Below are 16,197 nucleotides of genomic sequence, written 5' to 3' on the forward strand. Positions count from 1 at the left end.
GAGCGATAGCCTGTCGCCCATGACGTCCGTGCCCGCCGCTCCCTTCGGCCACGTCCTGACGGCCATGGCCACCGCGTTCCACGACGACGGCTCGGTCGACCTCGAGGGCACCGCCCGGATCGCCACCCACCTGGTCGACCACGGCCACGACGGCGTGGTCGTCTCGGGCACGACCGGCGAGTCGCCCACGACGACGACCGAGGAGGACGGCGCGATCCTGGCCGCGGTCAAGGACGCCGTCGGCGACCGGGCGACGATCGTCGCCGGCGTCGGCACCAACTCCACCGCGCACTCCGTCGAGCTCGCCGAGCAGGCGGCCAAGATCGGTGTCGACGGGCTGCTGCTCGTCACGCCCTACTACAGCAAGCCCGGCCAGGCCGGCGTCCTCCACCACTTCCGCACCGTCGCCGAGGCGACCGACGTGCCGGTGATGCTCTACGACGTCCCCGGCCGCACCGCCACCCAGATCTCGCTCGAGACCTACGAGCAGGCGATCCGCCTGGAGTCCGTCGTCGCCGTCAAGGACGCGGTCGGCGACTACAAGCGCGGCGTCCGGCTGGTCGAGCTGGGCTACGCCGTCTACTCCGGTGACGACGCCAGCAACCTCGGCTGGCTGGCCCACGGCGCCGTCGGCTTCGTCTCCGTGGTCGGCCACGCCGCCGGCGACCAGACCCGGGCGATGGCCGAGGCGTTCTGGGCCGGCGACCACGCCCGGGCACTCGAGATCTTCACCGGCCTCCTGCCGGCGATCGACGCCGTGATGGGCGTCCCCAACTACGGCGCGACCACCGCGAAGGCAGCCCTCCAGCTGCTCGGGGTGCTCGACAACCGCAACGTGCGCGGCCCCCTGGTCCCGCTCGACGACGACGAGGTGGCCGCGCTCCGAGCTGGTCTCGCAGCCTCCGGCCTCCTGTAAAGGACATCGATGAGTCACCCCCATCCCGAGCTCTCCGCACCGGTCGAACTGCCGAAGGGGGGTCTCCGGGTCATCCCGCTGGGTGGGTTGGGCGAGGTCGGCCGCAACATGACGGCCTTCGAGCACGAGGGCCGGCTGCTCATCGTGGACTGCGGCGTGCTGTTCCCCGAGGACCACCACCCCGGCGTCGACCTGATCCTCCCGGACTGGTCCTCGATCCGCGACCGCCTCGACACCGTCGAGGCGCTGGTGCTGACCCACGGTCACGAGGACCACATCGGCGCGACGCCGTACCTCCTCCGGGAGCGCGGCGACATCCCGCTGGTCGGCTCGAAGCTGACCCTGGCGCTGCTCGGCAGCAAGCTGCGCGAGCACCGGCTCCGCGAGACCGTCCACCACGAGGTCAAGGAGGGCGACCGGATCAGCTTCGGCCCCTTCGACCTGGAGTTCGTCGCGGTCAACCACTCGATCCCCGACGCCCTCGCCGTCGCGATCCGCACCAGCGCCGGCATGGTCCTGCACACCGGCGACTTCAAGATGGACCAGCTGCCCCTCGACGGCCGGATCACCGACCTGCGTGCGTTCGCCCGGCTGGGGGAGGAGGGCGTCGACCTCTTCCTCACCGACTCCACCAACGCGGAGACGCCCGGCTTCACCCCGGCGGAGAAGTCGATCACGCCGGTCATCGACCAGGTCTTCCGCGACTCCGAGCGGCGGATCATCGTGGCCTGCTTCGCGTCGCACGTGCACCGCGTGCAGCAGGTGCTGGACGCGGCGTACGCCCACGAGCGGCAGGCGGCGTACGTCGGCCGCTCGATGGTCCGCAACATGGGCATCGCCCGCGACCTCGGCTACCTCCGGGTCCCGCCCGGCGTCCTCGTCGACGCCAAGGACCTCGCGGACCTCCCGGTCGACCGCCAGGTGCTGATCTCCACCGGGTCCCAGGGCGAGCCGATGAGCGCGCTGAGCCGGATCGCGCAGCGCAACCACAACTTCGTGCACATCGAGGCCGGCGACACGGTGCTGCTGGCCAGCAGCCTGATCCCGGGCAACGAGAACGCGGTCTACCGGGTCATCAACGGCCTGGCCCGCTGGGGCGCCCACGTCGTGCACAAGGGCAACGCGCTCGTACACGTCTCCGGCCACGCCAGCGCCGGTGAGCTGCTCTACTGCTACAACGTCGTGCAGCCGCGCAACGTGCTGCCCGTGCACGGCGAGATCCGGCACATGCTCGCCAACGCCGAGCTGGCCCGGGCCACCGGCGTCGAGAACGTGGTCATCGCCGAGGACGGCGTCGTCGTCGACCTGGTCGACGGGGTCGCCGCGATCTCCGGCAAGGTCGACTGCGGCTACGTCTTCGTCGACGGCTCGTCGGTCGGCGACATCACCGAGTCCGACCTCAAGGACCGCCGGATCCTCGGCGAGGAGGGGTTCATCTCGGTGATCGTGGTCGTCGACTCGGTCAGCGGCAAGGTCTCGGCCGGCCCGGAGATCCACGCGCGGGGGTTCGCCGAGGACGACGAGACCTTCGACGCGATCAAGCAGCCGATCTGCGACGCGATCAACGCCGCCATCGCCGAGGGCAACACCGACAGCTACCAGCTCCAGCAGACCGTCCGCCGGGTCGTCGGCCGCTGGGTCAGCAACACCCACCGCCGCCGGCCGATGATCATCCCGGTGGTCATCGAGGCCTGACCCGGCGGCCGCCCCACCACACCGACCGATCTCTCGGGAGTCCCTGTGCTGCGTCCTGTCCTCGTGCTCACCCTCACCCTGCCCGCAGCGGTGCTGACCGCTACCGGCTCCACGGCCCACGCGGCGACCCCGACCTGCTACGGCCACGTCGCGACCGTCGTCGGCACACCGGGCGACGACCACCTGCGCGGCACCGCCGGACCGGACGTCATCGCCGCTCTCGCCGGCGACGACCAGGTCGAGGCGCTCGCGGGTGACGACCTGGTGTGCGGCGGACCCGGTGGCGACCTGCTCGTGGGCGGCCCGGGGGACGACGCCCTGCACGGCGGGAAGGACGGCCGTGTCGAGCGCCCGAGCCGCACCCTCGTCACCGGCGACGTGGTCGTGGGCGGTCCCGGGGACGACCTGCTCGACCCGCACGTCGACCTCCGGCACGAGCGGGACGTGATCACGCGTCTCGACACCGTCAGCTTCGCCGACAGCGCCCGGCCGGTGACGGTCGACCTCCGGTCCGGGACCGCGACCGGCGAGGGCGAGGACCGCGTACGCCGGTCGCGGTACCTCGAGGTCGACGGGTCCCGCGGGGACGACGTGCTCCTCGGCTCGAGGCTGCGCGAGCTACTCGACGGTGGTCGGGGCGACGACCGCATGGACGGGCGCGGCGGTCGCGACCTCGTCGTCGACGACCGCGGCGACGACTCGCTCGCGGGAGGTGACGGACGGGACTTCCTGATCAGCACGAGCGGCGCCGACACCGTGGCCGGCGGCGACGGGCCGGACTGGGTGATCGCGGGGAGCGGTCGCCCGACGACCATCGACGGCGGCGCGGGCTTCGACTTCATCAGCCGCCAGGTCCGAGCTGGGACCCCGGGACCGATCGACGGTGGCCCGGGCGGCAACCAGATCGAGCTCGACCCCCAGCTGTGGTTCGGGGGTCCGCGACTCGCCGCCGTGGTCGACAGCGGCTCGCAGAGCGCCACGTTCACCTCGGGGGAGCGGACCAAGACCGTCACCTGGTCGAACGTCGACGCCTTCATCCTCTGGGGCGACGCCGACTGGACGTTCCACGGCACCGACGCGGACGACTTCTTCCAGGTGCTCGACGGCCCGGTCGACGCCGAGACCGGCGGCGGCGACGACTACCTGCTCGGCGGCGACGAGGACGACGTGCTCGACGGGGGCGAGGGCACCGACGAGGCGTGGGGCGGCGGTGGCACCAACACCTGCCCGAACGACGAGGACGGCTCCTGCGACGGCTACCCCTGGGACGCCCGCACGGCCCCGGGGACCCGGGCGCGGATCGTCACCTCGGAGCCCGGGCAGCCGGCGGCCGGCGTACCGAGCCGGGCCGACCTGCTCCGGTGGTTCACCGCGCGCTGACCCCTGCCGGCGCGGCCCGAGGTGCTGTGACGCCGTGTCACTGCGCCTTCCCACGGTGGTGCGGGCCCCTGGGAACAGCACGTGACAGGGCGTGACAGCGGGGCAGTGGCCCAAGACACGCACCCCTGTGATGCGTGTGACGGGAGTGACGCCTGCGTAGGGTGGTGGCATGGCGACCCGTACGTCTTCCCCGCCGGGGTCGCGGAGCAAGAGCACGTCCACGTCGAGGACCGCGACGACGTCGCGGAGCACCGGTCGCAGCGGCTCGAGCACCCGATCCCGGAGTACCAGCCCCAAGCGCAAGCCTGCCCCCAAGAAGGGTCGCAAGCCCGCGTCCAGGCGGCCCGCACCGCGTGCGGTCCGCAGCGGGCCCGGACCGGTCGCGCGCTTCTTCGCGATGGTCTTCCGCGGCGTCGCCGCGGTCTGGCTGAGCATCGCCCACGGGGTCGGCGCGGTCGCCCGCAGCATCGGGCACACCGCGCGTGAGCTGGAGCCCGAGCACCGCCGCGACGGGATCGGGCTGGCCCTCTTCGGCGCCGCGGTCGTCGTCGCTGCCGCGGTCTGGTGGCAGCTCGGTGGCTCGGTCATGGACGCGACCCGCACGGTCGTCGAGGGCTCGGTCGGCAAGGTCGGCTTCCTCGTCCCGCTGGCGCTCCTCTTCGTCGGGTGGCGCACGATGCGCGACCCCGTCCACCACGGCCCGGTCGGTCGCCAGGTCGTCGGCTGGACGATGCTGGCCTTCGGCCTGCTCGGGATCGTCCAGATCGCCTCCGGCAACCCGCAGCCCGAGCTCGGCGACACCTCCGACCTGCGCACCGCGGGCGGCGCGATCGGATACGTCGTCGCCAGCCTGCTGCTCGACCTGCTGCGCTCGGAGTACGTCGTGGTGCCGCTGCTCGCGCTGCTCGCGTTCTTCGGCGTCCTGATCATCACCGCGACGCCGCTCTACCAGGTGCCGGTGAAGCTCGGCCACACCCGCGACCGGCTGCTCGGCCGGGCGCCCCGCGACGCGGAGGACCCCGACGCCACCCAGTCGATGCCGGCGACCCGCTCGCGCCGGCGGCCGAAGGTGGACGACGAGATCGACCCCGACATGGGGAACCCGGCGTACGACAGCCCGGTGCTCGCCGAGCGCGAGCTGCGCCGCCGCAAGAAGCGCCTGGAGACCACCGACGAGGGGCTCGACATCTTCGCGCCCGACCCGGTCGAGCCCCCGCCGAGCCCGGACCTGGTGGAGACCAAGGCCGAGCTGGAGCCCCCGCCGCACACGCCGCTTCCGGCGCGCGTCGAGCAGCTGGCGCTGTCCGGCGACGTCGCCTACGCGCTGCCCGCCAACGACGTGCTGAAGCCGGGCTCGCCGCACAAGCCGCGCTCCAAGGCCAGCGACGCCGTCGTCGAACGGCTGACGCAGGTCATGGAGGAGTTCGGGATCGACGCACAGGTCACCGGCTACACCCGGGGCCCGACCGTGACCCGCTACGAGGTCGAGCTCGGGCCCGCGGTCAAGGTCGAGAAGGTCACCGCGCTCTCGAAGAACATCGCGTACGCCGTCGCGTCGGCCGACGTGCGGATCCTCAGCCCGATCCCCGGCAAGTCCGCGATCGGCATCGAGATCCCCAACTCCGACAAGGAGATCGTCTCCCTCGGCGACGTGCTCCGCTCGGCCACCGCCCGGGCCGACCACCACCCGATGGTGGCCGGGCTCGGCAAGGACGTCGAGGGCGGCTTCGTCGTCGCGAACCTCGCGAAGATGCCGCACCTGCTGGTCGCCGGTGCGACCGGCTCCGGCAAGTCGTCCTTCATCAACTCGATGATCACCTCGATCCTGATGCGGTCCACGCCCGACGAGGTGCGGATGATCATGGTCGACCCGAAGCGGGTCGAGCTGAACGCCTACGAGGGCGTGCCGCACCTGATCACCCCGATCATCACCAACCCGAAGAAGGCCGCGGAGGCGCTCGCCTGGGTCGTGCGGGAGATGGACCTGCGCTACGACGACCTGGCCAACTTCGGGTACCGCCACATCGACGACTTCAACAAGGCCGTCCGGGCCGGCAAGGTCGAGCTGCCCGCGGGGAGCGAGCGCGAGCTGGCGCCGTACCCCTACCTGCTGGTGATCGTCGACGAGCTCGCCGACCTGATGATGGTCGCCCCGCGCGACGTCGAGGACGCGATCGTCCGGATCACCCAGCTCGCCCGGGCCGCCGGCATCCACCTGGTGCTCGCGACCCAGCGGCCCTCGGTCGACGTCGTGACCGGGCTGATCAAGGCGAACGTGCCGTCACGGCTCGCCTTCGCCACCTCCAGCCTCGCCGACAGCCGGGTCATCCTCGACCAGCCCGGCGCGGAGAAGCTGGTCGGCCAGGGCGACGGGCTGTTCCTGCCGATGGGCGCCTCCAAGGCGGTCCGTGTGCAGGGCTCCTGGGTCACCGAGGCCGAGATCCACCAGGTGGTCAACCACTGCAAGACCCAGCTGGAGCCGTCGTACCGCGAGGACGTCACCGCGCCGGCGCAGGCCAAGCGGGACCTGGACGACGACATCGGTGACGACATGGATCTCGTGGTCCAGGCGATCGAGCTCGTGGTGTCGACGCAGTTCGGCTCCACCTCGATGCTGCAGCGCAAGCTCCGGGTCGGCTTCGCCAAGGCCGGCCGGTTGATGGACATCCTCGAGAGTCGCGGCGTCGTGGGGCCCAGCGAGGGCTCCAAGGCACGCGACGTGCTGGTCAAGCCCGACGAGATCGATGCCGTGATCGCGACCCTCCAGGGGGAGATGTGAACCTCAGCGCAGATCTGCAGGAGAGGACCGGCGTGACGCCGGTCGAGGTCCGGACCGACGCCCGCGTCGCGGCCGCGGTGGGTGGGGTCGCGTCGATCGTCGCGATCGCCTACCTCGCCCGTGCCGGGGCCGGGGGAGGATGGCTCGACTGGGCGCTGGTGCTGGTCACCGGCGCGATCGCGGTCGCCCACCTCCAGTCACTGGTCGACGCGCGGGTGCCCCTGCTCGTCGCCGACGAGCACGGCGTCCGGCTGCGCAAGGGGCGCACCTGGCACGGGCTCCCGTGGGACGAGATCGAGCACGTCGAGCACCGCCCCCGCCGCGGGCTGTTCCACGACGGACGGCTGGTGCTGGTGCCGCGGGAGGAGGGGACCGCCCTGCTGGCGGTGCCGCTCTCGCTGTCCACGCGGGTGCTGGGAGCCGACGGTGACCTCACCGCGGCGCTCGAGACGCTGGCCGGGGACCCCGGGCTCGTGGTCGAGGAGCAGCCGGAGCCCGAGCACGGGGAGCCCGACGACCTGGTCCTTCCCGACGAGCACCCGGACGACCTGGCCGAGGACCTGGACGAGCGGCTGGACGAGGACGCCGACGAGTGGTCGGAGCACGACCTGGACGAGCACGACGCGCCGGAGGCCGCCGGCCGGCGCCGGGTCCGTGACCCGCGCCCGGCGATCGCCCGCGGCATCGGCTACCTGGCCGAGCGACTGCAGCTGCGCCGCGCCGAGGACGACCTCGACGCCCTCGACCACGCCGACGACGCGGACGACGACGCCGACCTCGACGGGACGCCCGGAGCCGGCGCGCCGCGACGGACCCCGCACGACGCCGAGCCGACGGTCGGCCTGCCGCCGATGGCCGCCAGCGCGACGCCGCTGCCGCTGCGCGACGCCGTGGGCGGGGTGCGGTCCGAGGTGCGCTTCGAGGGCGCCGCCGCGCTCAAGGCCGACCCGGCGGACGACGACACCGACCACCCGTCCGACCGGTTCCCGGAGGCGCGCGAGCTGCGCCGTCCCGGCAGCGTCGACCTGGTGGAGGACACCGTCGTCTGGAGCGACCGGGTGAGCCCGATCGCCAAGCCGGGCCCGGCGGTCGAGCCGCTGGTCATCGACGACCTGGCGCCCGCGCCGGCCCTCGACCCGGTCATCGGACCGGAGCTCGCCGCGGCGCGCACCCGGCTCGGGCTGAGCGTCGACGAGCTCGCCGACCGCACCCGGATCCGGCCGCACGTGATCGAGTCGATCGAGGTCGACGACTTCGCGCCCTGCGGCGGTGACTTCTACGCCCGTGGCCACCTGCGCACCCTGGCGCGGGTGCTCGGCGTCGACGTGGCACCCCTGCTGGCGTCGTACGACGAGCGGTACGCCGACGCGCCGATCGACGCCCGCCGGGTGTTCGAGGCGGAGCTCGCCACCAGCGAGGGCGGCCCCATCCGGAGCACCCGGGGCGGGCCGAACTGGTCGGTGCTGGTCGCGGCCGTGATGGCGATCGTGCTGGCCTGGTCGATCGTCCGGCTGATCACCGACAGCCCGGTCGAGCTGCACTCGCAGCCCGTGCTCAACGGCTCGCCGTCGAGCCCGGGCAAGCTCGGCCCCGCCGTGCCGGTGGTCATCGACGCGTCCTCCGGCGGAGCCCACGTGGTGGTGCGGGACGGCTCCGGGGAGATCGTCTTCAACGGCGACCTGGCCTTCGGCGACAGCCGCACGCTCAAGGCGGCCCCGCCGGTGCGGGTGCAGTCCTCGGACGGTGGCCTCCGGGTGACGGTCGACGGCGAGGAGCGCGGACCGCTGGGTGCCGACGGCCAGCCTGCGCAGAACACCTTCGCCGCCGCCGACTAGCTCGCCGAGCCGGCGCGACGTGCCGGGTCGGGGGAGCGGGCGATTGGGGTCCCGCGCCACGGGTTGCGATACTCGGGGGACCATGACGACTGATGCGCCCGACCTCCTGTCCGTGGCGATGGTGACCCTCGGGTGCGCCCGCAACGAGGTCGACTCCGAGGAGCTGGCCGGCCGGCTCGAGGCCGACGGGTTCCGCCTCGTCGACGACCCGGCGCTCGCCGACACCGTCGTCGTCAACACCTGTGGCTTCGTCGAGTCGGCCAAGAAGGACTCCGTCGACACCCTCCTGGAGGCCGCCGACCTCAAGGCCTCCGGCCGGACCCAGGCGGTCGTGGCGGTCGGGTGCATGGCCGAGCGGTACGGCAAGGAGCTCGCCGACTCGCTGCCCGAGGCCGACGCGGTGCTCGGCTTCGACGACTACCCCGACATCGCCGACCGGCTGCGCGCGATCGTGGCGGGGGAGTCGCACCAGGCGCACACCCCGCAGGACCGGCGGCTGCTGCTCCCGATCACGCCGGTCGAGCGCTCGCTGTCCACCACCCCCGTGCCCGGGCACGCCTCCGGCCCCGCGTCCGTACGACGGCGGCTCGATCCCGGCCCGACGGCGGCCCTCAAGCTCGCCAGCGGCTGCGACCGGCGCTGCTCGTTCTGCGCGATCCCGGCCTTCCGCGGCTCGTTCGTGAGCCGGCGGCCCAGCGACGTGCTCCAGGAGGCGCGCTGGCTGGCCGGCGAGGGCGTCCGCGAGCTGTTCCTCGTGAGCGAGAACTCCACCAGCTACGGCAAGGACCTCGGCGACCTGCGGCTGCTCGAGACGCTGCTGCCCGAGCTCGCCGCCGTCGACGGCGTGGACCGGGTCCGGGTCTCCTACCTGCAGCCCGCCGAGACCCGCCCGGGGCTGATCGAGGCGATCGCGACCACCCCGGGCGTGACGCCGTACTTCGACCTGTCCTTCCAGCACGCGAGCGCCACGGTGCTGCGGCGGATGCGCCGCTTCGGCGACCCCGAGAGCTTCCTCGGCCTGCTCGAGCAGGTCCGGGCGCTGGCGCCGGAGGCCGGCGTGCGCAGCAACGTCATCGTCGGGTTCCCCGGCGAGACCGAGGACGACCTCGAGACGCTCTGCGACTTCCTCGTCGCCGCCCGGATGGACGTGACCGGCGTGTTCGGCTACTCCGACGAGGACGGCACCGAGGCGGCGTCGTACGACGGCAAGCTCGACGAGGACGAGGTGCGCGCGCGTGCCGAGCACGTCGGCGCGCTCGTCGAGGAGCTGACCTCGCAGCGCGCCACCGAGCGGATCGGCGAGACCGTGGAGGTCCTCGTCGAGTCGGTCACCGCGGACGGCGGCGCCGAGGCGGTCGAGGGGAGGGCCGCCCACCAGGGTCCCGAGGTCGACGGCTCGACGTACGTCGTCGAGGGCTCCGGCCTGCAGGTCGGGGACCTCGTTCGGGCGGTTGTCGTCGGGTCCGAGGGCGTGGACCTCTACGCTCAGGTCCTGTGATGACCGAGGCGGCCCAGACCCAGCCGAGCAACTGGAACGTCCCGAACGTCCTCACGACGCTGCGGATCGTCTCCGTGCCGTTCTTCGGCTGGGCGCTCCTCGTGGACGGCGGCGACGACATCACCTGGCGCTGCGTGGCGGCGGTGATCTTCGTGGCCGCGATGGTCACCGACAAGATCGACGGCGACCTGGCCCGCAAGCACAACCTGGTCACCAACTTCGGCAAGATCGCCGACCCGATCGCGGACAAGGCGATCACCGGGATGGCGTTCATCGGGCTCTCGATCGTCGGCGACATCTGGTGGTGGGTGACGATCCTGGTGCTGCTCCGCGAGTGGAGCGTGACCCTGCTCCGGCTCTCGGTGCTGAAGAAGGTGGTCATCGCGGCGGCCGAGATCGGCAAGATCAAGACGACCTTCCAGGCGATCGCGCTCGGGGTCCTCTGCCTGCCGCTGCTCAACCCCGACCTGCCCTCGGGCCTGCAGGTGCCGTGCGAGGTGCTCTTCTACGCGGCGCAGGTCTGCCTGGCCGTGGCGGTCGCCCTCACGCTCTGGTCCGGGTACGAGTTCTACCGCGACGTCTGGAAGCAGCGCGCCGCCCTCCGCTCGTCCTGACGGTCGGGTCGAGACCTCGACCTCCCACCGACGGCGGGACTCCCGGCGGAGGGCGGTTCGTGCCGCAATCGTTACGACCAGTTCACCCCAGGTCTGGATTTCTTCCGGTCCGATGAGGTTGTCTAGCGCCGACAGCCAGCCATCAGTGCCGAAAGGTCTCCCACCGTGCCACCCAGCTCTCGGGCGCGACGGGGCATCCGTGCCCTCGTCGCCACCTCCGGACTCGCCCTCGTCGCGTCGTCCGCCACCTTGATCGGGAGCGCGGCCCACGCGGCCGACCCGGTCGACATCCAGATCATCGGGACCAACGACTTCCACGGGCGCCTGCTGCCCGACCGGGACATCCCCGGTGCCGCCAAGTACGCCGGCGCCGTCGACCAGCTCCGGGCGGAGAACCCGAACACGATCTTCGCCGTGGCCGGCGACCTGATCGGCGCGACGACCTTCGAGTCGTTCATCGACCAGGACAAGCCGACGATCGACATCTTCAACGCGATGGACCTCGACGTGTCCGCGGTCGGCAACCACGAGCTCGACCAGGGGTACGACGACCTGGTGAACCGGGTGATGGCGCCCTACGACGCCACCAGCAACCCGAAGGGCGGCGCGCAGTGGCAGTACATCGCCGCCAACATCGACGAGCCGGGTGACGCCGACGAGATCGCGCCCAGCTGGACCAAGGACGTCGGCGGGGTGACCGTGGGGTTCGTGGGGGCGATCACCGAGCACCTGCCCGAGCTGGTCAGCCCCGGCGGCATCGCCGGGCTGACCGTCACCGACATCGTCGACGCCACCAACGAGGAGGCCGCCGAGCTCCGGGCCGACGGCGCCGACCTCGTCGTGATGCTCGTGCACGAGGGCGCGCCCAGCACCGACTGTGCCACGATGGACGACGACCCGACCTCGGACTTCGGCTCGATCATCTCCGGGGTCAGCGGTGACGTCGACGCGATCATCTCGGGCCACACGCACCTGAACTACAGCTGCTCGTTCCCGGTCGCGGACTGGATCAGCGACCCGGACCACGTGGTCAAGGACCGGCCGGTCGTCTCGGCGGGCCAGTACGGCGCGTACCTCAACAAGCTGGACTTCACCGTCGAGCCGGACACCGGTGCGCTGCTCGCGGTCACCAACGCGAACCTGAACCTCAACACCGGGACCTACCCCAACGACCCCGAGGTCCAGCAGATCGTCGACGCCGCCAAGGCCAACGCCGACGTCCAGGGCGCGAAGCCGCTCGGCGACATCGCCGGGCCGTTCAAGCGGGCCGCGCGGCCCAAGGCGGACAACAGCGGGTCCGAGGAGAACCGGGGCGGCGAGTCCACCCTGGGCAACCTGGTCGCCGAGGCGCAGCGCTGGGCGACCGAGAGCGCGACCACCGGGTCGGCGCAGATCGCCTTCATGAACCCCGGCGGGCTCCGCGCGGACATGGTCGGCAACGGTCCGACCTACCCGACCACGCTGACCTACAAGCAGGCGGCCACGGTCCAGCCGTTCGCCAACACCCTGGTCAACATGGACCTGACCGGCGCGCAGATCGAGACCGTCCTCGAGCAGCAGTGGCAGCCGGCCGGCTCCTCGCGGCCGTTCCTGCGGCTCGGCACGTCGAAGGGCTTCACCTACACCTACGACCCGGCCGCGAAGACGATCACCGGCATGTGGCTCGACGGGACGCCGATCGAGGCGGGCCAGACCTACTCGGTGACGGTCAACTCGTTCCTGGCCACGGGCGGTGACAACTTCACCGAGCTCGCCAACGGCACGAACAAGAAGGACACCGGCAAGACCGACCTGCAGGCCATGGTCGACTACATGGCGGAGTTCGCCGACGACGCGCCGCTGCCCGTGGACAACGCCCAGCACGCCGTCGGCGTGACCTGGCCGGCCGGCGCACCGGCGTCGTACGGCGCGGGCGACACGCTCGCCTTCGACCTGTCGTCGCTGGCGATGACCGGTGCCGGCGACGTGCAGGACGCGGAGGTCACCGTCTCCCTCGGCCAGCACGAGCTCGGCACGTTCCCGGTCGACAACACCGTCACCCCGGGCGCCACCGACGACGAGGCCGGCCGGGCCTCGGTCAGCCTGACCCTCCCGGCCGGGCTGCCGGGCGGTGACCGCGTCCTGCGCGTCACCGGTGACCAGACCGGCACCGTGGTCCGGGTGCCGGTGACCCTCGAGAAGGCCGCGTCCACCACCAGCGCCACCGCCACCCCGAAGAAGGTCGTCGTCGACAAGACGCGGCCGACGGTCCGGGTCACGGTCCGTGCCGCGGGCGAGCCCGCCACCGGCAAGGTCGAGCTCCGCACCGGCGGGAAGACCTGGACCGTCCGGCTCTCCGACGGCCGCGCCACGGCGAAGCTGCCGGCGTTCGGCCGGCCCGGCACGAGGACCGTCCGGGTCCTCTACCTCGGCAACGCCTCCACCGAGGCGTCGCGCACCACCGTGACGATCGAGGTCGTCACGAAGTAGCACCCCCGTCGGGGCCGGCCGAGCGGCCGGCCCCGACGCGGATCACCCCCCACAACTGCATTCTCGGAAGGTTCTCCATGTCCCAGACGTCTCGGGCGTCGCGACGTGCGCTGGCGGTTGCCGCCGGCCTCGCCACGGCGGTCACCGGCCTCACGCTGCTCCCCACCGGGCCCGCCAGCGCGGCCAGCAGCGGCCTCGTCATCAACGAGGCCTACCTCAACGGTGGTTCGTCGAACGCGACCTACACCAACAAGTACGTCGAGCTCTTCAACCCCACCGGCGCCACCATCTCCCTCGCCGGGCTCTCGCTCCAGTACCGCGCGCCCACCAGCACGGGCACCTCCACCACGACGGTCCCCCTGACCGGGTCGGTCCCGGCCGGTGGCTACTTCACGGTCCAGGGCGGCAGCAACGGGACCAACGGCGCCGCCGTCCCGGGCGTCGACCAGACCTCGTCGCTCAACCCCGGCGCGGGCGGCGGCACCATCACCCTGGCCAGCGTGACGACCCCGGTCGACCCGTCGACCTCGACGGCCGTCGTGGACAAGCTCGGCTGGGGCACCAGCAACGCCCCGGAGGGCGCCGCCGCGACCGGCAACAGCGTGACGTTGAGCCTCCAGCGCAGCGCGGCCGGCACCGACACCGACGTCAACAAGCTCGACTTCACCGCCGTGGCGCCGACGCCGGACGCGGTCAACGGTGGCGGCACGACCCCGCCGTCGGACCCCACCCCGGCCACGATCGCCCAGATCCAGGGCACCGGCGCCTCCTCGCCGCTCGCGAGCCAGAAGGTCGTGACCACCGGCGTCGTCACCGCGGCCTACCCGACCGGCGGCTTCAACGGCTTCTACCTGCAGACCGGCGGGACCGGCGGCGACGTCCCGGACGCCACCCCCGGCGCCTCCGACGCCGTCTACGTCTTCGGGTCGATCTCGGCCGCCCAGGTCGCGGTCGGCGACTCGGTCCAGGTGACGGGCACCGTCACGGAGTTCGGTGGCCTGACCGAGATCGGATCACCGACGGTCACCGACCTGGCCACCCCGCTGCCGGCGGTGCAGCCGCTGGCGACCGGCGTGCCGGCGGCGGCCGACCGCGAGGCCCACGAGGGCGAGCTCTTCGCGCCCACCGGCGACTTCACGGTCACCGACACCTACTCCACCAACCAGTACGCCGAGATCGGGCTCGCCGCCGGCGACCACCCGCTCATCCAGCCGACCGACGTCGCGGACGCGCAGGATGACGCCGCCATCGCGGCGGTGGAGGCCGACAACGCCGACCGGGGGGTGGTCCTCGACGACGGCTCGAGCACCAACTTCCTGCCGCGGCCGGACCAGCCCCAGGACGCCCGCAACATCCCGCTGCCGTGGCTGGCTCCCGACAACCCGATCCGGGTCGGCGCGGCGGTGGACTTCACCGGACCCGTGGTGCTCGACTACCGCAACAGCACCTGGAAGCTGCAGCCCACCCACCCGGTCACCGACGAGGGTGCCGACGTGGCGACCTTCGAGAACACCCGGACCGAGAACGCGGCACCCGGGGAGGTCGGCGGCGACATCCGGCTGGCGACGTTCAACGTGCTCAACTACTTCAACACCACCGGTGCCGCCTACGAGGCCACCCACCCGGGCAGCTGCAGCTTCTTCGACGACCGGGCCGGCAACCACGTGACGGTCGACGACTGCGGCGCCACCGGCCCGCGTGGTGCGGCCGAGGACGACGACCTCGAGCGCCAACGGGCGAAGATCGTCGCTGCGATCAACAAGCTCGGGGCGAGCATCGTGTCCCTGGAGGAGATCGAGAACTCGGTCGCGCTCGGCGAGGCCGACCGTGACGACGCGCTCGCCTCGCTGGTGGACGCCCTCAACGCCGACGCCGGCGCCGGGACCTGGGCGTTCGTGCCCTCGCCCCCGAGCGCGGACCTGCCGCCCACCGCGGAGCAGGATGTGATCCGGACCGCGTTCATCTACCGGCCCTCGTCGGTGGTCCCCGTCGGCGCGTCGCAGGTGCTGGTCGGCAGCGCGGCGTTCGCCAACGCCCGCGAGCCGCTGGCTCAGGCGTTCAAGGGGGTCGGGCTGCCCGACTCCGAGGCGTTCGCGGTGGTCGTGAACCACTTCAAGTCCAAGGGCTCCGGCACCCCGGACCCCGACGGGCAGGGCAACGCCAACGCCGACCGGGTCGCGCAGGCCGAGGCGCTGTGGCCCTTCGCCCAGGACTTCGCGGCGTCGCGGGGCACTGACAAGGTGTTCCTCACCGGCGACTTCAACTCCTACACGCAGGAGGACCCGCTCCAGGTCCTGTACTCGCACGGCTACACGAACCTGGAGTCGACGACGAGCCCGGGGGAGTCGACCTACTCCTTCGACGGGCTGTCCGGCTCGCTCGACCACGTGCTCGCCAACCCGGCGGCGCAGGAGATGGTGACCGGCGTCGACGTCTGGCAGATCAACGCGGAGGAGTCGGTGGCCTTCGAGTACAGCCGGGACAACTACAACGCGACCGACTTCTACCAGCCGAACCAGTTCCGCGCCTCCGACCACGACCCGGAGATCGTCGGGCTCGACCTCCCCGAGGTCGACCGGCGGGCGTCGGCGACGGTCACCGCCACGGCCCTGCCGTCGACGACGATCGCGAAGCTGCTCCCGGTCGGCCTCGTGGTCGAGGTGCAGGCGGACGACGGCTCCCGCCCGAGCGGCACCGTCACGGTCAGCTGGGACGGCCGGACCCGCGAGGTGCGCCTGGTCCGTGGCTACGCGGTCACGAGCCTCGGCACCTTCGCGACGCCGGGCACCCACACGGTCACGGTCGACTGGGTGGGCAACGACACGGTCAAGCCCGCCGCCGACACCGTCGACGTGAAGGTCGTCAAGCTGTTCTAGGTGTGATGCCCAGCCAGGTTGTCCAACCGGGTGATGGGTGAGCGCTTACCGATGGCCGAGTGGGGCCGGTGGTGGTTGTACTGGTGGATCCATCCTGGCAGGGCGGCGAGTCGGGCGGTTTCGGAGGTGTAGAAC

Annotated in this window: 10 protein-coding genes; 9 read left to right on the forward strand and 1 reads right to left on the reverse strand. The window is 72.2% G+C overall.

Annotation, left to right across the window (positions count from 1 at the left end):
* Window positions 1-19 precede the first annotated feature (19 nt).
* The 9 genes from dapA to ACILQ5_RS19860 all read left to right on the forward strand — a co-directional run bounded on the left by dapA (window position 20) and on the right by ACILQ5_RS19860 (window position 16,062).
* Entirely contained in the window at window positions 20-916 is an 897-nt protein-coding gene (gene dapA / locus ACILQ5_RS19820; protein ID WP_395659753.1) for a 4-hydroxy-tetrahydrodipicolinate synthase, read from the forward strand.
* Between the two features lie 9 nt (window positions 917-925).
* Window positions 926-2,611 (forward strand): ribonuclease J, encoded by a 1,686-nt coding sequence (locus ACILQ5_RS19825; RefSeq protein WP_395659754.1) that lies wholly within the window; start codon window positions 926-928, stop codon window positions 2,609-2,611.
* Window positions 2,612-2,674: 63 nt separating this feature from the next.
* Entirely contained in the window at window positions 2,675-3,991 is a 1,317-nt protein-coding gene (locus tag ACILQ5_RS19830; RefSeq protein ID WP_395659755.1) for a calcium-binding protein, read from the forward strand.
* Between the two features lie 169 nt (window positions 3,992-4,160).
* Window positions 4,161-6,770 carry a DNA translocase FtsK gene (locus ACILQ5_RS19835; protein ID WP_395659756.1) on the forward strand — a complete coding sequence of 870 codons (2,610 nt, stop codon included), beginning with the start codon at window positions 4,161-4,163 and terminating at the stop codon, window positions 6,768-6,770.
* Window positions 6,771-6,802: 32 nt separating this feature from the next.
* Window positions 6,803-8,605 (forward strand): RodZ domain-containing protein, encoded by a 1,803-nt coding sequence (locus ACILQ5_RS19840; protein ID WP_395659757.1) that lies wholly within the window; start codon window positions 6,803-6,805, stop codon window positions 8,603-8,605.
* 82 nt (window positions 8,606-8,687) lie between these two features.
* Window positions 8,688-10,103, forward strand: a complete 1,416-nt coding sequence (gene rimO / locus ACILQ5_RS19845) for a 30S ribosomal protein S12 methylthiotransferase RimO (RefSeq protein WP_395659758.1) — start codon at window positions 8,688-8,690, stop codon at window positions 10,101-10,103.
* A complete protein-coding gene (pgsA, locus tag ACILQ5_RS19850; RefSeq protein WP_395659759.1) occupies window positions 10,103-10,717 on the forward strand; it encodes a CDP-diacylglycerol--glycerol-3-phosphate 3-phosphatidyltransferase in 615 nt (204 codons plus the stop codon). The genes rimO and pgsA overlap by 1 nt, the downstream gene beginning before the upstream one ends.
* Before the next feature lie 165 nt (window positions 10,718-10,882).
* Entirely contained in the window at window positions 10,883-13,186 is a 2,304-nt protein-coding gene (locus ACILQ5_RS19855) for a bifunctional metallophosphatase/5'-nucleotidase (RefSeq protein ID WP_395659760.1), read from the forward strand.
* Between the two features lie 77 nt (window positions 13,187-13,263).
* Window positions 13,264-16,062: an ExeM/NucH family extracellular endonuclease gene (locus ACILQ5_RS19860; RefSeq protein ID WP_395659761.1), complete on the forward strand. Its 2,799-nt coding sequence runs from the start codon at window positions 13,264-13,266 to the stop codon at window positions 16,060-16,062.
* On the opposite strand, the gene ACILQ5_RS19865 is transcribed toward ACILQ5_RS19860, so the two are convergent.
* Window positions 16,059-16,197, reverse strand: a 139-nt coding sequence (locus ACILQ5_RS19865) for an integrase core domain-containing protein (RefSeq protein ID WP_395659762.1), incomplete at its 5' end; no start/stop codon positions are given. The two genes, ACILQ5_RS19860 and ACILQ5_RS19865, sit on opposite strands and share 4 nt — an antisense overlap.

Source organism: Nocardioides sp. (genome assembly GCF_044226305.1).
Lineage (GTDB): Bacteria > Actinomycetota > Actinomycetes > Propionibacteriales > Nocardioidaceae > Nocardioides.

Coding starts and splice junctions, on each gene's coding strand:
- dapA (WP_395659753.1), top strand. CDS start 20: ATGACGTCCGTGCCCGCCGCTCCCTTCGGCCACGTCCTGACGGCCATG.
- ACILQ5_RS19825 (WP_395659754.1), top strand. CDS start 926: ATGAGTCACCCCCATCCCGAGCTCTCCGCACCGGTCGAACTGCCGAAG.
- ACILQ5_RS19835 (WP_395659756.1), top strand. CDS start 4,161: ATGGCGACCCGTACGTCTTCCCCGCCGGGGTCGCGGAGCAAGAGCACG.
- rimO (WP_395659758.1), top strand. CDS start 8,688: ATGACGACTGATGCGCCCGACCTCCTGTCCGTGGCGATGGTGACCCTC.
- pgsA (WP_395659759.1), top strand. CDS start 10,103: ATGACCGAGGCGGCCCAGACCCAGCCGAGCAACTGGAACGTCCCGAAC.
- ACILQ5_RS19860 (WP_395659761.1), top strand. CDS start 13,264: ATGTCCCAGACGTCTCGGGCGTCGCGACGTGCGCTGGCGGTTGCCGCC.